This window comes from Pandoraea soli (assembly GCF_902459595.1).
In the GTDB taxonomy this organism is placed as follows: domain Bacteria; phylum Pseudomonadota; class Gammaproteobacteria; order Burkholderiales; family Burkholderiaceae; genus Pandoraea; species Pandoraea cepalis.
The window spans coordinates 57,812-73,622 of the sequence record NZ_CABPSG010000011.1; the positions used below are offsets into that span (position 1 = coordinate 57,812).

The following is a 15,811-nucleotide window of genomic DNA, read 5'->3' on the forward strand; positions in this document are numbered from 1 at the left end:
GGGATCGGCATGATCGGGGGCGCCTTCTGCAATAAGACATGACGGCGCCCCATTCGACTATTACCTATCGAACCTGTTGGAATGAACGGTACGAAGGTTGTCGGACGGCTAGGCTTCATTCGCCGTTCACGAGTGTGGCGGCGGGTGTTGTGCGACTGGGACCATGCGGGTGAACAGGGCGAGTCCGATAGCGGCGCTTCCTGCGCAGAGAAACACGAACTCGATGCTGGTGAGGTTTGAAAGGGCACTACCGATCAGCGGCGCAATGATCATCAGCAGCAACTGAAGACTTCGGCCAGTGGACGTCACGGTCCCCAACACCTCGCGAGGGCACTCCCGCTGGAACGTCAGCATCATCAGCATGACGCCAAGTCCGTAACCGAATCCGTTACCGATCCAAAGGCCAAGCATGGCGACTACCGGCAAGGCCGCGTTCGCGTAGACAATGACCGCAGGCGTCAATATGGTGATGCCAAAGAGCAGCGATGAAGCAGCGAGCAGATCTGTAGGCGGCCATCGCCTCACCGCCGCTTTGAACGCAAATGTCCCCAGTATTGCGCCGGCTGCCGTGCCCCCCACAATGCTGCCGAAGGTCCCGTCGGGATAGCCGCGCGCTTTCAGAAACAGAGCGAGCAGTGCGTCGTAGAAGCCGAGGACAAACGCCTGACATAGCGTGACAAGGAACACCCGGCGCAGCATGGGGTGATGTCTCAGGACGTCGTGGAACACAGACCAGACGGGGCGTGCGGTGGGGAGAGCCCCGACGCGTTTGCCGGTGTTTGGGGTGAATCCGTTTGGCAAGAGCAGGATGCCGATGACGCTGAGCGCCGCCGAGATGGCAAAACCCGGAAGGTGCCATGTCGCCAGCAGTGCTGCGACGAGTGGTGCTACCAGTTTCGCCAACTGATCGATGAGCGTGACTTTGCTGGCATTGCCGGGAAGTGCCTCGTCGGCCAGCAAGCGGCGAAACAACTGTTGTTCGGCGGGGCCGGGGACGAGATTGGCGAATCCTTTCGATGCGACGCAGATGAGAAAAATGCCGACGGTAGGGGCTTGCCAGAGCGCCAGCGCCGCGGCAGCGCGAATCAGGTAGCTCCAACGCAACATCCGCCATGGACAGTGGCGATCCACGAGTGCGCCGATCCACGGGCCCGCAAGGACGCCGGGAACGCCGTAGAGCGCCATAGCGACTCCAATCACGACAGCATCGGCATTCCACCGAAATGCGAGGTTTTCGAAGATAAGTGTGAAGTCGATCCATAGGATCGACGCGCCGATTGCACGGGAGGCGAGCAAACGCGAGTAGTTTCCTGCTAGGCGTGTAGCAATCAAAGCGAATCTCTTGGTGATGCGGTGATGTGCTGATCGCGCAGGTATAGCTGATTTTCGACAACGAAACCGTCCAAGCCGACGTCCCGCGCAACACGAGCGAGGTCCGACGATCGATTGATGAAGCCGACGCCGTTGAAATTCAGAAAGTACTTCGTGAAGCGGAACGGTCTTGCCGTTTCGATAGCGTCGGTACGCGCGTGGCGCTGTCCACATGAACCGCACCGGAATTCGTAGCTGCCGATCGGGGGAAGCATTCAGGCGTTGCAGCCGATTCTGTACCGCCTTCGCGCCGACGCGCTACCATTCGGGGGTTACGGTTGACGCAATGGGGTGAGCCGGATGCCGGTGGTGGCGTTGCGACGGGAGGCCGTCCATCGCGCACGCGGCAGCGGGATTTGCCATAAGCGATTGATTACGGAGAGGAAAATGAGTGTTTCGAAGGCACCTGCGGATCGCAAGGTGATCCTCACGGGTGACCGCCCGACGGGGCCGCTGCATCTGGGCCACTATGTCGGCAGTCTGAAGAACCGCGTGGCGTATCAGCACGAATACAAGCAGTTCATCCTGGTCGCCGACGCGCAGGCATTGACGGACAACACCGACGATCGCGGCAAGGTGCACCGCAACGTCTCGGAAGTGGCGCTCGATTATCTGGCCGTCGGCATCGACCCCAGTGTCACGACCATCTGCGTGCAGACGTGGCTGCCCGAACTGACCGAACTCACGTTCTACTACCTGAACCTCGTGACCGTGGCGCGCCTGGAGCGCAATCCGACCGTCAAGCAGGAGATCGGGCTGCGTAACTTCGAGCGCGATATTCCGGCCGGCTTCCTCACGTATCCGGTGAGCCAGGCGGCCGACATCACGGCGTTTCGGGCAACGCTCGTGCCGGTCGGCGAAGACCAGTTGCCGATGATCGAGCAGACCAACGAAATCGTGCGCCGTCTGAATCGTCTGGCCGATCGCGAGATTCTGGTCGAAGCGAAGGCACTGGTGCCGCCGATCGGGCGTCTGCCGGGCATCGACGGCAAGGCCAAGATGAGCAAGTCGCTGGGCAACGTGATCAACATTTCGTCGACGCCGGACGAGATCCGTGCCGCCGTGAAGAAGTGCTACACCGATCCGCTGCATCTGAAGGTGGAAGATCCGGGGCATCTGGAAGGCAATGTGGCATTCGCGTACCTCGACGCCTTCGACGAAGACAAGGAAGGCCTGCAGGCGCTCAAGGATCACTACGTGCGCGGTGGTCTGGCCGACTCGAAGGTGAAGGCGCGTCTGGAAGAGCGGCTGCAGGAGATGCTGCGACCGATGCGTGAGCGTCGCGAGGAATTCGCCAAGAATCCGGAGTTCGTGTGGGACATGCTGCGCGCCGGTACGGAACGTGCGCGTGAGACGGTCTCGCAAACGCTTGAAGATGTGCGCTCGGTGTTCGTCACGCCCGGGTGGAAGAAATAAGGTCGCGCCGACCGCCGCGTCGGCGTCTTGCTTGAAGAGAAAAGCAGCCCGGTGAACTGCACCCCAAAAGTTGGACGTAAATCCAATCTTTGGGGTGTTTTTCATGGGCGCGGCAGCGGGCGAGGCGTTGTAGAGGGAGGCGTCTGTACGGCAGTTCTGGTCACACGGGCGGTCTCGCCGTTGGGGCTCGATCCACACTGTGCCATGTCGTTCCTGAACGACTCGGCGCTGAGCAGGGGTTGCACCTCGTCGGCGGATGCATCGTGCGCCGCAGCGCCCGCGTTCGCCTGACGGACAAGGCGCTCGACGCGGGACAGCGCCGCATTCTGCAGGCTCAGCAGTTCCGCGAGGCCGCTTTCCGCCTCCGTCAGGGCGTCCCTGATCTGCCCTTGCGCGGCGAGTGTCCGATAGCGTTGCGCCAAATCGACGGTGGGCGCGGCAGATACGTACTTGATTGGACGCATGGTGATTTTGTCTCCTCGTGTTGAATGAACCCTCGCCGAGCCAACGGCTCGCCGTCAAAGCCGGGTATTCCCAAACGTGTGATCGAGATGCTCGAGATTCTCGTTGAGCACGCGTTGATTGCGTGTGGTGCGCGCAATGTCACGACTGAGCTCGTCGAGACGCGCCTGTATCTCGGTGGTCGCCCCCGATTGATGCGCACTGTGCCGCGCATCCAGCCCGCGATTGACGGCGTCGTTCAGGTTCTTGATCGCTGTGATCTCGTTCGATAGCTTGCCCCAGCCGCGATTGCGTGCATAACCGAAGACGTTGAAGATCCCGTTGCAGGCCGTCAGCACACCGGCCGCCGTTGAGGCGAGCTTCAACCCCAGCGCGAGACCGACGATTGCGGGCAGCAACCCGGGAAGCACCGCCGACGCGACCCCTAACGAGACGGTGATGACCAGGAACGAGACGAGAATCAGGATTCTTGTCTTCCATCTCCGCTTCTCTCCCGGGATGGCGGTCTGGGCCTCGGTCAGATAGTGGTTGATCAGCGGCTCGGTCTTGCTCAACAGATCGCCCGTCACCACGAACGCCGCGTATAGCTCTGCCTTCGCTTGTCGAAGCGCTGCCGGCGTCATCTCCGCCTTCTCCAGGGCCTGCTGCTGGTCCTCCAGAACCCGGCGCGCCGATGTCGTGCCCACCATCGTGTCGAGTGCGGCTTTCAAATGACGGAGCGCGTCAAACGCCGCCTTCGCTTTCGGCGTCAGTTGTGCCGTGTCGGAGATCGATTGTTGCGCGTCGACGCGCTTGAACGACATGAACGACGTGCGCGACAGATCGCGTGCCTTGCCGATTTTCACGATGGCCTTCTCGAACTGGTCGATCAGTGCATCGATGCCGAGAATATCGGACGCCGCGTGCGTCGAGATGGTTTCTGACAGTCGCGCGATGGCGTCGTACTCGCCGGACAATTTGCCTCGGACCGCCGCGGGGCTGACCGCTTGCGCCGCCACATCCCAGTCGCGCTTGAGCGCGGCCAGGTTGGCGACGATGTCGGCCCGGAGTGTTTCGATCGTGGGTAAGGTATCGGCGCCAGCGGTGGCCGACGATGCCGATCCAGGGGCCAGCGCATGCTGCCGAACCCCGACCTGTTTCCATTCGGACCGGGTAGTTGGCGATGACGGCTTGGCGACGCGACCGCCAACGGCGGTATCGAAGCCTAACGACAGGTAGGATGGCGGAGCGAGCTTCATGGGTAGACACCTTCTGCGCGACATTGCGAGGAGTCTATGCAGCGGTGCCCCACTGCGCTTTTCATTCGCGCGTCGAATTGTCGGAATTGGGGTGTCGAGACACCACCGGCAACGACTGCGGCCGGAAAAAAAACGCCGCGATGTGCGAGACATCGCGGCGCTTCTCTTTCCGCTCACCGCAAACGCGCTTGCGCGTGTTGTCGGGCGGCGGATTCGGTGATTGCGGTTATTCCGGCTGCTTGGCGACCTTGCCGTCCTTGAAGACCCAGCGGATGTCTTCGCCCTGGCCGGTCAGCACCGCGATGGATTCGAGCGGATTCCCCTCGACGACCAGCACGTCGGCCAGCGCGCCCGGTGCGATCACACCCAGCTCGCCCGCGCGATTCAGAATCTCCGCACCGATGACCGTCGCCGAGCGAAGCGCTTCGGCGGCCCCCAGCACGTCGGCACGGATCGTCAGCTCGTCGGACTGGTACTTGTGCATGTCGCCGAGCAGGTCGGAGCCGAAGCCCATCTTCACGCCCGCGTCGCGATAGATCGAGAGCGATTCGCGACCGGCGCGCTGCACGCTCTCCACCTTGGCCACCGACTCCGGCGGCAGGCCCAGCGATGCGCCGTCCTTGGCCAGCGCGTCGTAGGTGACCAGCGTGGGCACGACATAGGCCCCTTTCTCGGCCATGAGCTTCGCCGTCTCGGCGTCGCACAGATTGCCGTGCTCGATGGTACGCACGCCACAGCGCACAGCGCGAGCAATTGCGCGCGGGGTGTAGGCGTGGGCCATCACGTAGGTTTGGGCCGCCTCGGCTTCGGCGACCGCCGCGCGGATCTCGTCTTCCGAGTACTGCGTGTTGGCGATGGGATCGACCGGCGACGCCACACCCCCAGAAGCCATCAGCTTGATCTGCGTGGCGCCCTTCTGAATCTCCTCGCGCACGGCGAGGCGGATCGGATCGACGCCGTCGACGACGCGCCCGATCGCCCCCGCGCGAAATGCGCACGAGCACGGCTCCAGCGTGTCGCCGCGGGGACGGAAGTCGCCATGCCCGCCCGTCTGCGAGAGCGCCTTGCCCGATGGAAAAATGCGCGGCCCCGGAATCACACCCTGCTCGATGGCCTGTTGCAGCGCCCAATCGGCGCCGCCGGCGTCACGCACGGTCGTGAACCCGCGATTGAGCATGCCCTGCATGATCGGCAGCGACTTGAGCACGGTGAGCACGTTCGGCTGGCTGGCGTTCGTGCCGAGGTTGGGATGCGAAGCGAGCACGTGCACATGGCAGTCGATCATGCCGGGCATGACGGTCTTGCCGGTGACGTCGATCACCGTCGCGCCGTCGATGTCGAGCGGCGTGGCGCTGAGTGCCGTAATGCGATTGCCCTCGATAACGACATCGTGACGCTCGAGCAGACGGCCGGCGGCTGCATCGAGCACATTGCCGCCGCGAAGCAGGGTAACGGACATGGGGGGATTCCTTGGAAAAATGCATAAGGCGCGCCGGTGAGGGCGCGCCTTGACGACAGGGGACTCAGGCCTTGGGCAGCGGCTTCACGAAGCACGTGCCGACGAGGCTGACGGCCGCCGCGACGATCACGTAGATAGCCGGTGCCATGTTGCTGCCCGTGCGGGCAATCAGCCACGTGATGATGAGCGCGGCGAAGCCGCCGAAGATCGTCACCGCGAAGTTATAGGCCACCGACAGACCCGTCGAGAGGACCTTCGCCGGGAACATCTCGGAGAACGCCGCGAGAATCGGGCCGGTATAGCAAGCGATGAGCAGGCCGAACACGATCTGGAATATCAGCAGCGAGTGCAGGCCAGGAGCCACGTTCAGGTACGTGAACATCGGCCATGCGAGCAACAGGATCAGTAGGGCCGAGCCGGACAGGAACGGACGGCGGCCGTAGCGATCCGCCAGACGTCCCACCACCGGCGCGAACACGAGAATCATTGCGCCGCCGACCATGCCGGCCGTGAAGCCATCGGAGGCCTGCAGCTTGAGCACGCGCTGGGCATACGTCGGCATGTAGAACAGCAGCACGTAGGTGCAGATCGTCCACAGCACGACCATGGAGAAGCTGGCGAGCGTCTCGCGCGGATATTGCGAGAGCACGTCGCGCAACGGCGTATCGGACTTCTCGGCGTGCTGGAACGTCGGGGTTTCGTCGATCTTGTTACGGATGTAGAAGCCGACCGGACCAATGAGCATGCCGACGAGGAACGGCACACGCCAGCCCCAAGACACCAGCGAGGCGTGATCGAGTTCCGTCGTGACGAACGTGCCCACGGCTGCGCCGAGCAGCACGGCAAAGCCGATGCTCGACTGAATCCAGGCCGAGTAGTAGGCGCGTTGATTGGCGGGCGCGTACTCGGTGAGGAAGGCCGTTGCGCCGCCCATTTCGCCGCCGGCCGAGAAGCCTTGCAGCAAACGCGCCAGCACGATGATGAGGGGCGCGCCCAGACCGATCTGATCGTAGGTCGGGGCCAGGCCGATCATCGCCGTGCCGGCGGCCATGAGCAGAATGGTGAGCGACAGGGCCGCCTTGCGGCCCACGCGGTCGGAATAGATGCCGAGCACGATGCCGCCGACCGGGCGCATGAAGAAGCCCACGCCGAACGTGGCCACGGCCAGCAGGAACGACGACAGATCGTCGCCGGTGGGGAAGAATTGCTTCGCGATGATGGCCGCGAAGAAACTGTAGACGGTGAAGTCGAACCACTCGAGACCGTTGCCAATCACCGTCGCCACGATCGCGTGACGGCGCTGACGGGCCAGGTTCTGTTGAGGCACTGCCAAAGTCGCCTGCATCTGAGTCTCCCGGAAGATGGGTGGCGTCCGTTGCGTGCCTTGCGACTACGTCATACCGGTAATACGCCTGCTTTTATGTCGGATCACGTCTGCGCTCCCAGCGGGATCGACAAACGTGTGCGGATAAGACACAAAGTAGTGCAGACAAAATGACAGGCCAAACGATAATTGCGCATGTTGCCATGCGTGTAACGCATGGCAACGTCTGAAGAATCGTGTAACCCCTATGATGGGAAACGGTATTCCGCGTAGATCCAGTTGCGGAAAATTCGCGCGGCGGCATGCTCGTGGCGCTCGGCAGGCCACACGAGATAGTAGCCGCCCCCCAGGCTGGCGGTCGCATGGCACGCCTGCACGAGCAGGCCCGCGTCGAGACATGGATCGATCATGTGACGCCAACCCATGACCAAACCGCCGCCCTCGATGGCCATCTGCACGAGTAGCGGGTAGTAATTCGCGCTCACCATGCGCGGAAATTTCGGGGCGTTCACGCCTTGCAGCTGGAACCAGTCGGGCCACGACATCCACTTGCGTTGGCCGTCTTCGATGAAAAGCAGCGTCTCGCCGACGAGATCGGCTGGGGTGAGCTGGCGCCCGCGCAGATAGGCGGGGGAGCAGACGGGGAACACTTCCTCGTCGAAGAGCCGTCGACCGGCGAAGTCCGGGGGAAGGTCGTTACGCACGTAATAGACACCGAGATCGAACTCCGACGCGGACAGCGACGTAATGCCGTCTTTCACGATCACGCGAATCTTGATATCGGGGTGCGCGGCGCGAAATCGCATGAGTTGGGGCGTCATCCACAACACGGCGACGCCCGACGAACAGGCCACGGTGAGTTCCAGGTCGCCGCGCCGCTTCATCAGGTCGGCGGTGGCTTCGGCGCACTCGCCGAGCAGGCGCTGGATCTGTTCGGCGTAGCGTTGCCCGGCCACCGTCAGCCGCAGCGTGCGATGCTCGCGCGTGAACAGCGCGCGCCCGAGAAATTCCTCGAGCTGGGCGATTTGCCGGCTCACGGCGCTTTGCGTGAGATTGAGTTCGACGGCGGCCCGCGTGAAGCTCGCGTGCCGCACGGCTGCGTCGAAAGCAATCAGGCAATGCAGCGGCGGCAACGGCGAGATGGGCATGCGTGGTGACGAAGTGAAGGGTGAGGGCTCGCGCGGAATCAGCGCTTGCCGACCATCTGCTCGGGGCGAACCCAGGCGTCGAACTGCTCGGCCGTGACGTGGCCCAACGCGAGGGCGGCCGCCTTGAGCGTGGTGCCTTCCTTGTGCGCCTTCTTGGCGATCTGCGCGGCCTTATCGTAACCGATGTGCGGGTTGAGCGCGGTCACGAGCATGAGCGACTCTTCGAGCAGCGTGCCGATGCGCGCACGGTTCGGTTCGATGCCGATGGCGCAGTTGTCGTCGAAGCTCACCGCACCGTCGGCCAGCACGCGCACGCTTTGCAGGAAGTTGTGGATGAGCATCGGCTTGAACACGTTCAGCTCGAAGTTGCCCATCGAGCCGCCAATGTTGATCGCCACGTCGTTGCCGAGCACCTGGGCGCACAGCATCGTCATCGCTTCGCATTGGGTCGGATTGACCTTGCCCGGCATGATCGAGCTGCCCGGTTCGTTTTCCGGAATCATCAGCTCGCCAATGCCGCAACGCGGGCCGCTGGCCAGCCAGCGCACGTCGTTGGCGATTTTCATCAGGCTGGCGGCGAGCGTTTTGAGCGTGCCGTGCGCGTTGACGATGGCGTCGTTGGCCGCCAGCGCTTCGAACTTGTTTGGCGCCGTGACGAACGGCAGGCCGGTGTCGCGCGCGAGCGTGGCGGCCACTTGCTTCGCGAAGTCCGGATGCGCGTTCAGGCCCGTGCCCACCGCCGTGCCGCCGAGCGCGAGTTCCGCTACGTGGGGCAGGGCGTCGTCGACGTGCTTCAGGCCGTGGTCGATCTGCGCGACCCACCCCGAGATTTCCTGGCCGAGCGTGAGCGGCGTGGCGTCCTGAAGGTGGGTGCGGCCGATCTTGACGATATCGTCATAAGCGCGGGCCTTGGCGGCGAGCGTGTCGCGCAGTTGGCCGACGCCGGGCTTCAGGTGATTGACGAGGGCGTCGAGGGCCGCCACGTTCATGGCCGTCGGGAATACGTCGTTCGACGACTGGCCTTTGTTCACGTCGTCGTTGGGGTGCACGAGACGCGCTTCGCCGCGTACGCCGCCGAGCAATTCGCTGGCGCGATTCGCGAGGACTTCGTTCATGTTCATGTTCGACTGCGTACCCGAGCCGGTTTGCCACACGGCCAGCGGGAATTCATCGTCATGCTGACCGGCGATGACTTCGTCGGCGGCCTGGAGGATGGCGTCGGCCTTTTTCGCGTCGAGCACGCCCAGGCCCTTGTTGACCTCGGCGGCGGCGCGTTTCACGCGAGCGAGCGCGCGCACGAGTTCGCGCGGCATCTTCTCGGTGGAAATCTTGAAGTTCTGCAGCGAGCGCTGCGTTTGCGCACCCCAGAGACGTTCGGCGGGCACCGCAATTTCGCCGAAGGTATCGCGTTCCATTCTCACAGACATGATCGACTCCTCGAAGACAGAGTTAAATTCTAGGGCTTTCACAGGGATCCGGCATGGCAGCGTCTTCCGGAATGCGCCACGACGTGGGAGTGAACCGCGGGGACAGGGGCTTATCGTAGGTTCGGAACCCGAATGCCCAAGCCACGGATTATGCGCCGGAACCGTGGGTCGAGGGCGCCGGGCGGGGGCGCGCCGTGACCGTGGCTCGTGCGTTCAGGCCCATACCGCCGTCACCAATTGCAAGGCGGCGGCGATGGCGGGTTCGTCGCGTCGCGAGGCCAGCGTGACGAACGTGAGTTCCGTCGGCACGCTCACGCCGTCGGCGATCACAAGACCGTGGGCGTGCGCCTCGCGCAACGCAATCGAGTCGCGCACGAGCGACAGCCCGACGCCGGACTTCACCAGATCGAGCATCGACGGCTCCTGATCCACTTCCGCCACCTTCGTGGGCGACACACCCAGGGCGCCGAACCGTTCCGAGAGCAGGCGGTTGTGGGCCGATTCGGGGGGTGTCCAGATCCACGGCAACGCGGCGAGTTCGCGCCATCCGCGCCGGGCCACGCGCTCGCGCCAGCCGGCGGGCGCGAGCACCTGATACGAGAACGGCGTGAGCGTGATGGCGTGAAAGCGCTCGGGGTCAGGCAGGCCGAGATAGAAGCCGACGTCGAGTTCCCCGCGCCCCAGTTGTTGCAGCACCGAGCCGGACATCCCCTGACGCAGCGCCGTCTCGATCTGCGGATATGACTCGACCAGCCGTTTGAGAAAGGCGCCCAGCCGGGTGAATTCGGGGTCGAGAATCGTGCCGATGCGCAGCCGTCCACGCACCGTGTCGCGCATCGCACCGGCCGCCTGCTGCAGATCGGCCAGCGCGGCGAGCATGCGCTCGGCCAGCGGCAACAGGGCCTGTGCGTCGCGCGTGAGCGTCAGTCCTTGCGCTGTGCGTGTGAAGAGGGTGAGCCGCAGCGCCTCCTGAAGCGCCTTGACTTGCAAGCTCACCGCCGGTTGCGTCAGGTGCAGGCGTTGCGCCGCGCGGGTGAGGTTGCCCTCGTGTGCGATGGCGACGAAAGCGCGAAGATGGGCGAGTTCCATGGGGAGGCCATTCACGGGCGGTGCCCGAGGCGTGCATTATCGGGAAAGGGAGAGCAACATAAGTGAATCTTATATTGCTTTTGATAATTTCTCATTGGATTGCGTCGGTGCACAGCAGTACGCTTGGCGCTTAATGTGGCGTGAGCCGTGGGCGAGCGTTTGGCGAAACAAGGTCGTGGCCGTGTCGCGGACTTGGCCGGATTTGGGGGAGATAAACATGAGTAATGCTGATATTCCGACAGTAGGCCACTTCATCGGCGGGCGCCGCGTGGCGGGCGATGGCGAGCGTTTTGGCGACGTCTTCGATCCGGCACAAGGCGCCGTCAGTGCGCGAGTGGCGCTGGCCGGTGTCGCTGACGTGAACGCCGCGGTGGCGTCGGCCAAGGCTGCGCTGCCGGCGTGGGCGGAGATGGCGCCGCTCAAGCGCGCCCGCGTGCTCTTCAAGTTCAAGGCGTTGCTCGACGAGCATCAGGACGATCTGGCACGCATCATCACGCGGGAGCACGGCAAGGTGTTCTCCGACGCGCTCGGCGAAGTCACGCGCGGTATCGAAGTCGTGGAGTACGCCTGCGGCGCGCCGAGCCTGCTCATGGGCAAGCACAGCGACAACATCGGCGGCGGTATCGACAACTGGCATTTGCGTCAGCCCGTTGGCGTGTGTGCGGGCATTACGCCGTTCAATTTCCCCGTGATGGTGCCGATGTGGATGTTCCCGATGGCGCTGGCGTGTGGCAATACGTTCGTGCTCAAGCCGTCCGAGCGCGATCCGTCGGCCAGCTTGCTGATCGCCGAGTTGCTGCGCGAAGCGGGCCTGCCCGACGGCGTTTTCAACGTGGTGCAGGGCGACAAGGTCGCGGTCGACGCGCTGCTGGCGCATCCGGATGTCGACGCCCTGTCGTTCGTCGGCTCGACACCGATTGCCGAGTACATCTATACCGAAGGCACGCGTCACGGCAAGCGGGTGCAGGCGCTCGGCGGCGCGAAGAATCATCTGGTGGTGATGCCCGACGCGAATCTCGATCAGGCGGTCGACGCGCTGATCGGTGCGGCTTACGGTTCGGCGGGCGAGCGCTGCATGGCGATTTCGGTCGCGGTGGCCGTGGGCCAGGTGGCGGATCGTCTGGTCGATGCGTTGGTGCCGCGTGTGAAGGCGTTGCGCGTGGGGCCGGGGGTGGACGAGGCCTCGGAAATGGGGCCGGTCGTCACGGGGGCGCACAAGGCGAAGATCGAGGGCTATATTGCCGAAGGGGTGAGCGCGGGCGCCAAGCTGCTGGTCGACGGCCGCGGTTTGCAGGTGCCGGGCCACGCGCAGGGGTTTTTCCTCGGCGGGACGCTGTTCGATCACGTCACGCCCGAGATGACGATCTATCGGGAAGAGATCTTCGGTCCGGTGCTGGCGGTGGTGCGTGTGCCGGATCTTGCGGCAGCCATCGACCTGGTCAATGGGCACGAGTATGGCAATGGCGTCTCGTGCTTCACCAGCGATGGTGGCGTGGCGCGTGCGTTCTCGCGTCAGGTGAAGGTCGGCATGGTGGGCATCAATGTGCCGATTCCGGTGCCGATGGCGTGGCAGTCGTTCGGCGGTTGGAAGCGTTCGCTGTTTGGCGACCATCACGCGTATGGCGAGGAGGGCATTCGTTTCTACACGCGCTTCAAGAGTGTGATGCAGCGCTGGCCGGACAGCATCGCCAAGGGCGCGGAATTCACGATGCCGGTGGCGAAATAATCGAATGCCGTGCATATCGGCATATCGGCGCGCACCGGGGTGTCGCGCCGGAAGTCGGACCTGACGACAAAAATGAACCCGGTGCGGGTGGCGACAGTCCATCCCACTCGGGTGCCGCACCAGTGTTGGCACCGCACCATGGCGAGTGCTGCGCCATCGACGGAGACAGGCGGGAATGAACAAGCAGGCAGCGAAGCCGGATCGCTTCGATTACATCATCGTGGGGGCCGGCTCGGCCGGGTGCGTACTGGCGAATCGCCTCACGCAGGACCCCGACGTCACCGTGCTGCTGCTCGAAGCGGGCGGCAAGGATGACTATCACTGGATTCACATCCCCGTCGGCTACCTCTACTGCATTGGCAATCCGCGCACCGACTGGCTGTATCGCACGCAGGCCGAGGCGGGGCTGAATGGACGTTCGCTCGCGTATCCGCGCGGGCGCGTGCTGGGCGGCAGTTCGTCGATCAACGGCATGATCTACATGCGCGGCCAGCGAGAGGATTACGACGTGTGGGCCGACGCGACCGGTGATGACGGTTGGCGTTGGGACAACGTGCTGCCGCTCTTCAAGCGCAGCGAGGATCACTACAAAGGCGGTACGGCGTTTCACGGCAGCGGGGGCGAGTGGCGTGTCGAGAAGCAGCGCCTGTCGTGGCGCGTGCTCGATTCGTTTGCCGACGCCGCCGAGCAGGTGGGTATTCCCAAGACGGACGACTTCAATCAAGGCGACAACTTCGGCATTGGCTATTTCGAAGTGAATCAGCGGCGCGGTGTGCGCTGGAGTGCGGCGAAGGGGTTCTTGCGTCCGGCGTCGCAGCGGTCGAACCTGACGATCATCACGGGCGCGAGTGTGAGTCGCTTGCTGTTCGAGGGCACGCGCTGTACGGGCGTGGCGTATCGCGGCGGCAATGAAGACTTCACGGCGCTGGCGGGTGCCGAAGTGATTCTTGCGGCGGGGGCGGTGAATTCGCCGCATCTGCTGGAGGTCTCGGGCATTGGCGATGGCGAGCGTCTGCGCGGTTTCGGGATCGATGTCGTCTCGGACCTGCCGGGCGTGGGCGAGAACCTGCAAGACCATCTGCAATTGCGCACCGTGTACAAGTTGCGCGGGGTCCCGACGCTCAATCTCACCGCCAACAGTTGGTTCGGCAAGCTGAAGATCGGCATGCAATATGCGTTTGCGCAGCGCGGACCGATGAGCATGGCGCCGTCGCAATTGGGGGCGTTTGCTCGCAGTCGTGAGGATATGGCGCGCCCCGATCTCGAATATCACGTACAGCCGTTGTCGCTGGAACGCTTTGGCGAACCGTTGCACAAGTTCAATGCGTTCACGGCGTCGGTGTGCAATCTGCGGCCGACGTCGCGCGGCCATGTCCATCTGAGCTCACCTGATGCGCGCGTTGCGCCGAGCATCGCGCCGAATTATCTGTCGACCGAAGGGGACTTGCGCGTGGCGGCGGATGCCATCAAGTTGACGCGCCGCATCGTGGGCGCACCGGCGTTCGCGCGCTATGAACCGCGCGAGTATTTGCCGGGGCCGTCGGTCCAGACCGACGCGGAGTTGAAGCGCGCGGCGGGCGACATCGGCACGACGATCTTCCATCCGGTGGGGACCTGTCGCATGGGCCGAGCGAACGATCCCCAGGCGGTCGTCGACGCACAGTTGCGTGTGCGCGGCGTGCAGAACCTGCGCGTGGTCGATGCGTCGGTCATGCCGGTGATCACGTCGGGCAACACGAACTCGCCGACGATCATGATTGCCGAGCGCGCGAGCGACATGATTCGCGCGGCGCGCAAAGCAGGGCGGTGAGCGAGCACGCGATCAGCAGACCGGCGAGTACCGCAATTCGTGGCTGATCGACGGCCGTGATGAGGAGCGTGAGGGCCCTCGCCGTTGTAAAGCGGATGGGGCCGATCATGGCACCGTGCGGTGCCGGCATGCTTTCCGGATTTCCGGATACTTACCCTAAAACTTACGTAGTAATACCTAATGTCGCTGGCGTGAGCCTCGGCACAGTGTCGTCAAACGCTATTTGACGCGCATTTGCGAATGCGGCAAAAGCCTTATGCCGCAAGGGCTTTGGGACGTGTTCGCGCCGCGATCGAAGGGTCTCCAAAGTGTGTGCGCACGCGCGTTTCGGTAGACGCGAAGCCTAGTGCAAATCCCAATGATCGCGTTGCAGCAAACCACACACAATATCGGTTCCCAGTGTGCGACCGGACCAAGAATTCGGCGACACACCCCGGGACGCGGGGCACCTCGCCGACGACGCCACCCACAGCGACGTCCGCCTGCCTCGCGGTTGTCACAGACGATGGTGCCGAGGCGGTCATTTGCCTCGCACCGCCAACCAGGAATGTGGCAGGAGACATGGCGAACAACGATTACATTCTCGAGACCCGCGGACTCACGAAAGAGTTTCGTGGCTTCACCGCCGTGAACGGGGTCGACCTGCGCGTCGCGCGCGGTACCATTCACGCACTCATCGGGCCGAACGGCGCCGGCAAGACCACCTGCTTCAACCTGCTCACCAAGTTCCTCGTGCCCAGCGGCGGCACCATCACGTTCAACGGTGAGGACATCACGCGCGAGGCCCCCGCTCAAATCGCACGACGCGGCATCATCCGGTCGTTTCAGATCTCCGCCGTCTTCCCGCACCTCACCGTGCTCGAGAACGTGCGCATCGGCTTGCAACGCAACCTTGGCACCGCGTTCCACTTCTGGCGCAGCAGCCGTTCGCTGCATCAGCTCGATGCCCGTGCGATGGAATTGCTCGCGGAAGTCAGCCTGACCGAATTCGCCGATACGCTGACCGTGGAGCTGCCCTACGGGCGCAAGCGCGCTCTCGAGATCGCCACGACGCTTGCTATGGAACCCGAACTAATGCTGCTCGACGAGCCGACGCAAGGCATGGGCCACGAAGACGTTGATCGTGTCACCGCGCTCATCAAGAAAGTGTCGGCCGGTCGCACGATCCTGATGGTCGAGCACAACATGAACGTGATCGCCGGCATCTCGGACACCATCACCGTGCTTCAGCGCGGCGAGGTGCTCGCCGAAGGGCCGTATCAAGAAGTCTCGAAGAATCCGCAGGTGATGGAAGCCTATATGGGCACCGCGGACGGCGAATTGCAGGGAGCGCACGGGTGA

At 63.7% G+C, this 15,811-nt stretch carries 13 protein-coding genes; 4 read left to right on the top strand and 9 right to left on the bottom strand.

Going from position 1 to position 15,811, the window contains the following annotated elements:
• Positions 1 to 126: 126 nt before the first annotated feature.
• A complete protein-coding gene (locus PSO31014_RS17675) occupies positions 127 to 1,296 on the bottom strand; it encodes an MFS transporter (protein ID WP_174976567.1) in 1,170 nt (389 codons plus the stop codon).
• A gap of 32 nt (positions 1,297 to 1,328) precedes the next feature.
• A complete protein-coding gene (locus tag PSO31014_RS22450) occupies positions 1,329 to 1,586 on the bottom strand; it encodes a hypothetical protein (protein ID WP_174976568.1) in 258 nt (85 codons plus the stop codon).
• Between the two features lie 172 nt (positions 1,587 to 1,758).
• Between PSO31014_RS22450 and trpS the strand changes: the two genes are divergently transcribed.
• A complete protein-coding gene (gene trpS, locus PSO31014_RS17680; RefSeq protein WP_017233850.1) occupies positions 1,759 to 2,787 on the top strand; it encodes a tryptophan--tRNA ligase in 1,029 nt (342 codons plus the stop codon).
• Between the two features lie 101 nt (positions 2,788 to 2,888).
• Here the strand turns inward: trpS and PSO31014_RS17685 are convergent, their stop codons facing one another.
• The 7 genes from PSO31014_RS17685 to PSO31014_RS17715 form a co-directional block, all read right to left on the bottom strand.
• Complete coding sequence (locus PSO31014_RS17685) at positions 2,889 to 3,251, bottom strand: hypothetical protein (RefSeq protein WP_150552815.1); 363 nt, start codon at positions 3,249 to 3,251, stop codon at positions 2,889 to 2,891.
• 54 nt (positions 3,252 to 3,305) lie between these two features.
• Positions 3,306 to 4,487, bottom strand: a complete 1,182-nt coding sequence (locus PSO31014_RS17690; protein ID WP_150552816.1) for a hypothetical protein — start codon at positions 4,485 to 4,487, stop codon at positions 3,306 to 3,308.
• A gap of 226 nt (positions 4,488 to 4,713) precedes the next feature.
• Positions 4,714 to 5,946: a metal-dependent hydrolase family protein gene (locus tag PSO31014_RS17695; RefSeq protein WP_150552817.1), complete on the bottom strand. Its 1,233-nt coding sequence runs from the start codon at positions 5,944 to 5,946 to the stop codon at positions 4,714 to 4,716.
• Positions 5,947 to 6,010: 64 nt separating this feature from the next.
• Entirely contained in the window at positions 6,011 to 7,291 is a 1,281-nt protein-coding gene (locus PSO31014_RS17700) for an MFS transporter (RefSeq protein WP_150552818.1), read from the bottom strand.
• Between the two features lie 224 nt (positions 7,292 to 7,515).
• Positions 7,516 to 8,418 (bottom strand): LysR substrate-binding domain-containing protein, encoded by a 903-nt coding sequence (locus tag PSO31014_RS17705; protein WP_150552819.1) that lies wholly within the window; start codon positions 8,416 to 8,418, stop codon positions 7,516 to 7,518.
• A 38-nt stretch (positions 8,419 to 8,456) separates the two neighbouring features.
• A complete protein-coding gene (gene fumC / locus PSO31014_RS17710; RefSeq protein WP_246176770.1) occupies positions 8,457 to 9,845 on the bottom strand; it encodes a class II fumarate hydratase in 1,389 nt (462 codons plus the stop codon).
• Between the two features lie 213 nt (positions 9,846 to 10,058).
• A complete protein-coding gene (locus PSO31014_RS17715; protein WP_150552820.1) occupies positions 10,059 to 10,934 on the bottom strand; it encodes a LysR family transcriptional regulator in 876 nt (291 codons plus the stop codon).
• A gap of 217 nt (positions 10,935 to 11,151) precedes the next feature.
• On the opposite strand from PSO31014_RS17715, the gene PSO31014_RS17720 reads away from it, so the two are divergent.
• The 3 genes from PSO31014_RS17720 to PSO31014_RS17730 all read left to right on the top strand — a co-directional run bounded on the left by PSO31014_RS17720 (position 11,152) and on the right by PSO31014_RS17730 (position 15,811).
• A complete protein-coding gene (locus tag PSO31014_RS17720; RefSeq protein WP_150552821.1) occupies positions 11,152 to 12,660 on the top strand; it encodes a CoA-acylating methylmalonate-semialdehyde dehydrogenase in 1,509 nt (502 codons plus the stop codon).
• Positions 12,661 to 12,835: 175 nt separating this feature from the next.
• The gene (locus tag PSO31014_RS17725) at positions 12,836 to 14,470 is read left to right on the top strand and encodes a GMC family oxidoreductase (RefSeq protein ID WP_150552822.1); all 1,635 of its coding nucleotides are present in this window, start codon (positions 12,836 to 12,838) and stop codon (positions 14,468 to 14,470) included.
• Between the two features lie 561 nt (positions 14,471 to 15,031).
• Complete coding sequence (locus PSO31014_RS17730) at positions 15,032 to 15,811, top strand: ABC transporter ATP-binding protein (protein WP_150552823.1); 780 nt, start codon at positions 15,032 to 15,034, stop codon at positions 15,809 to 15,811.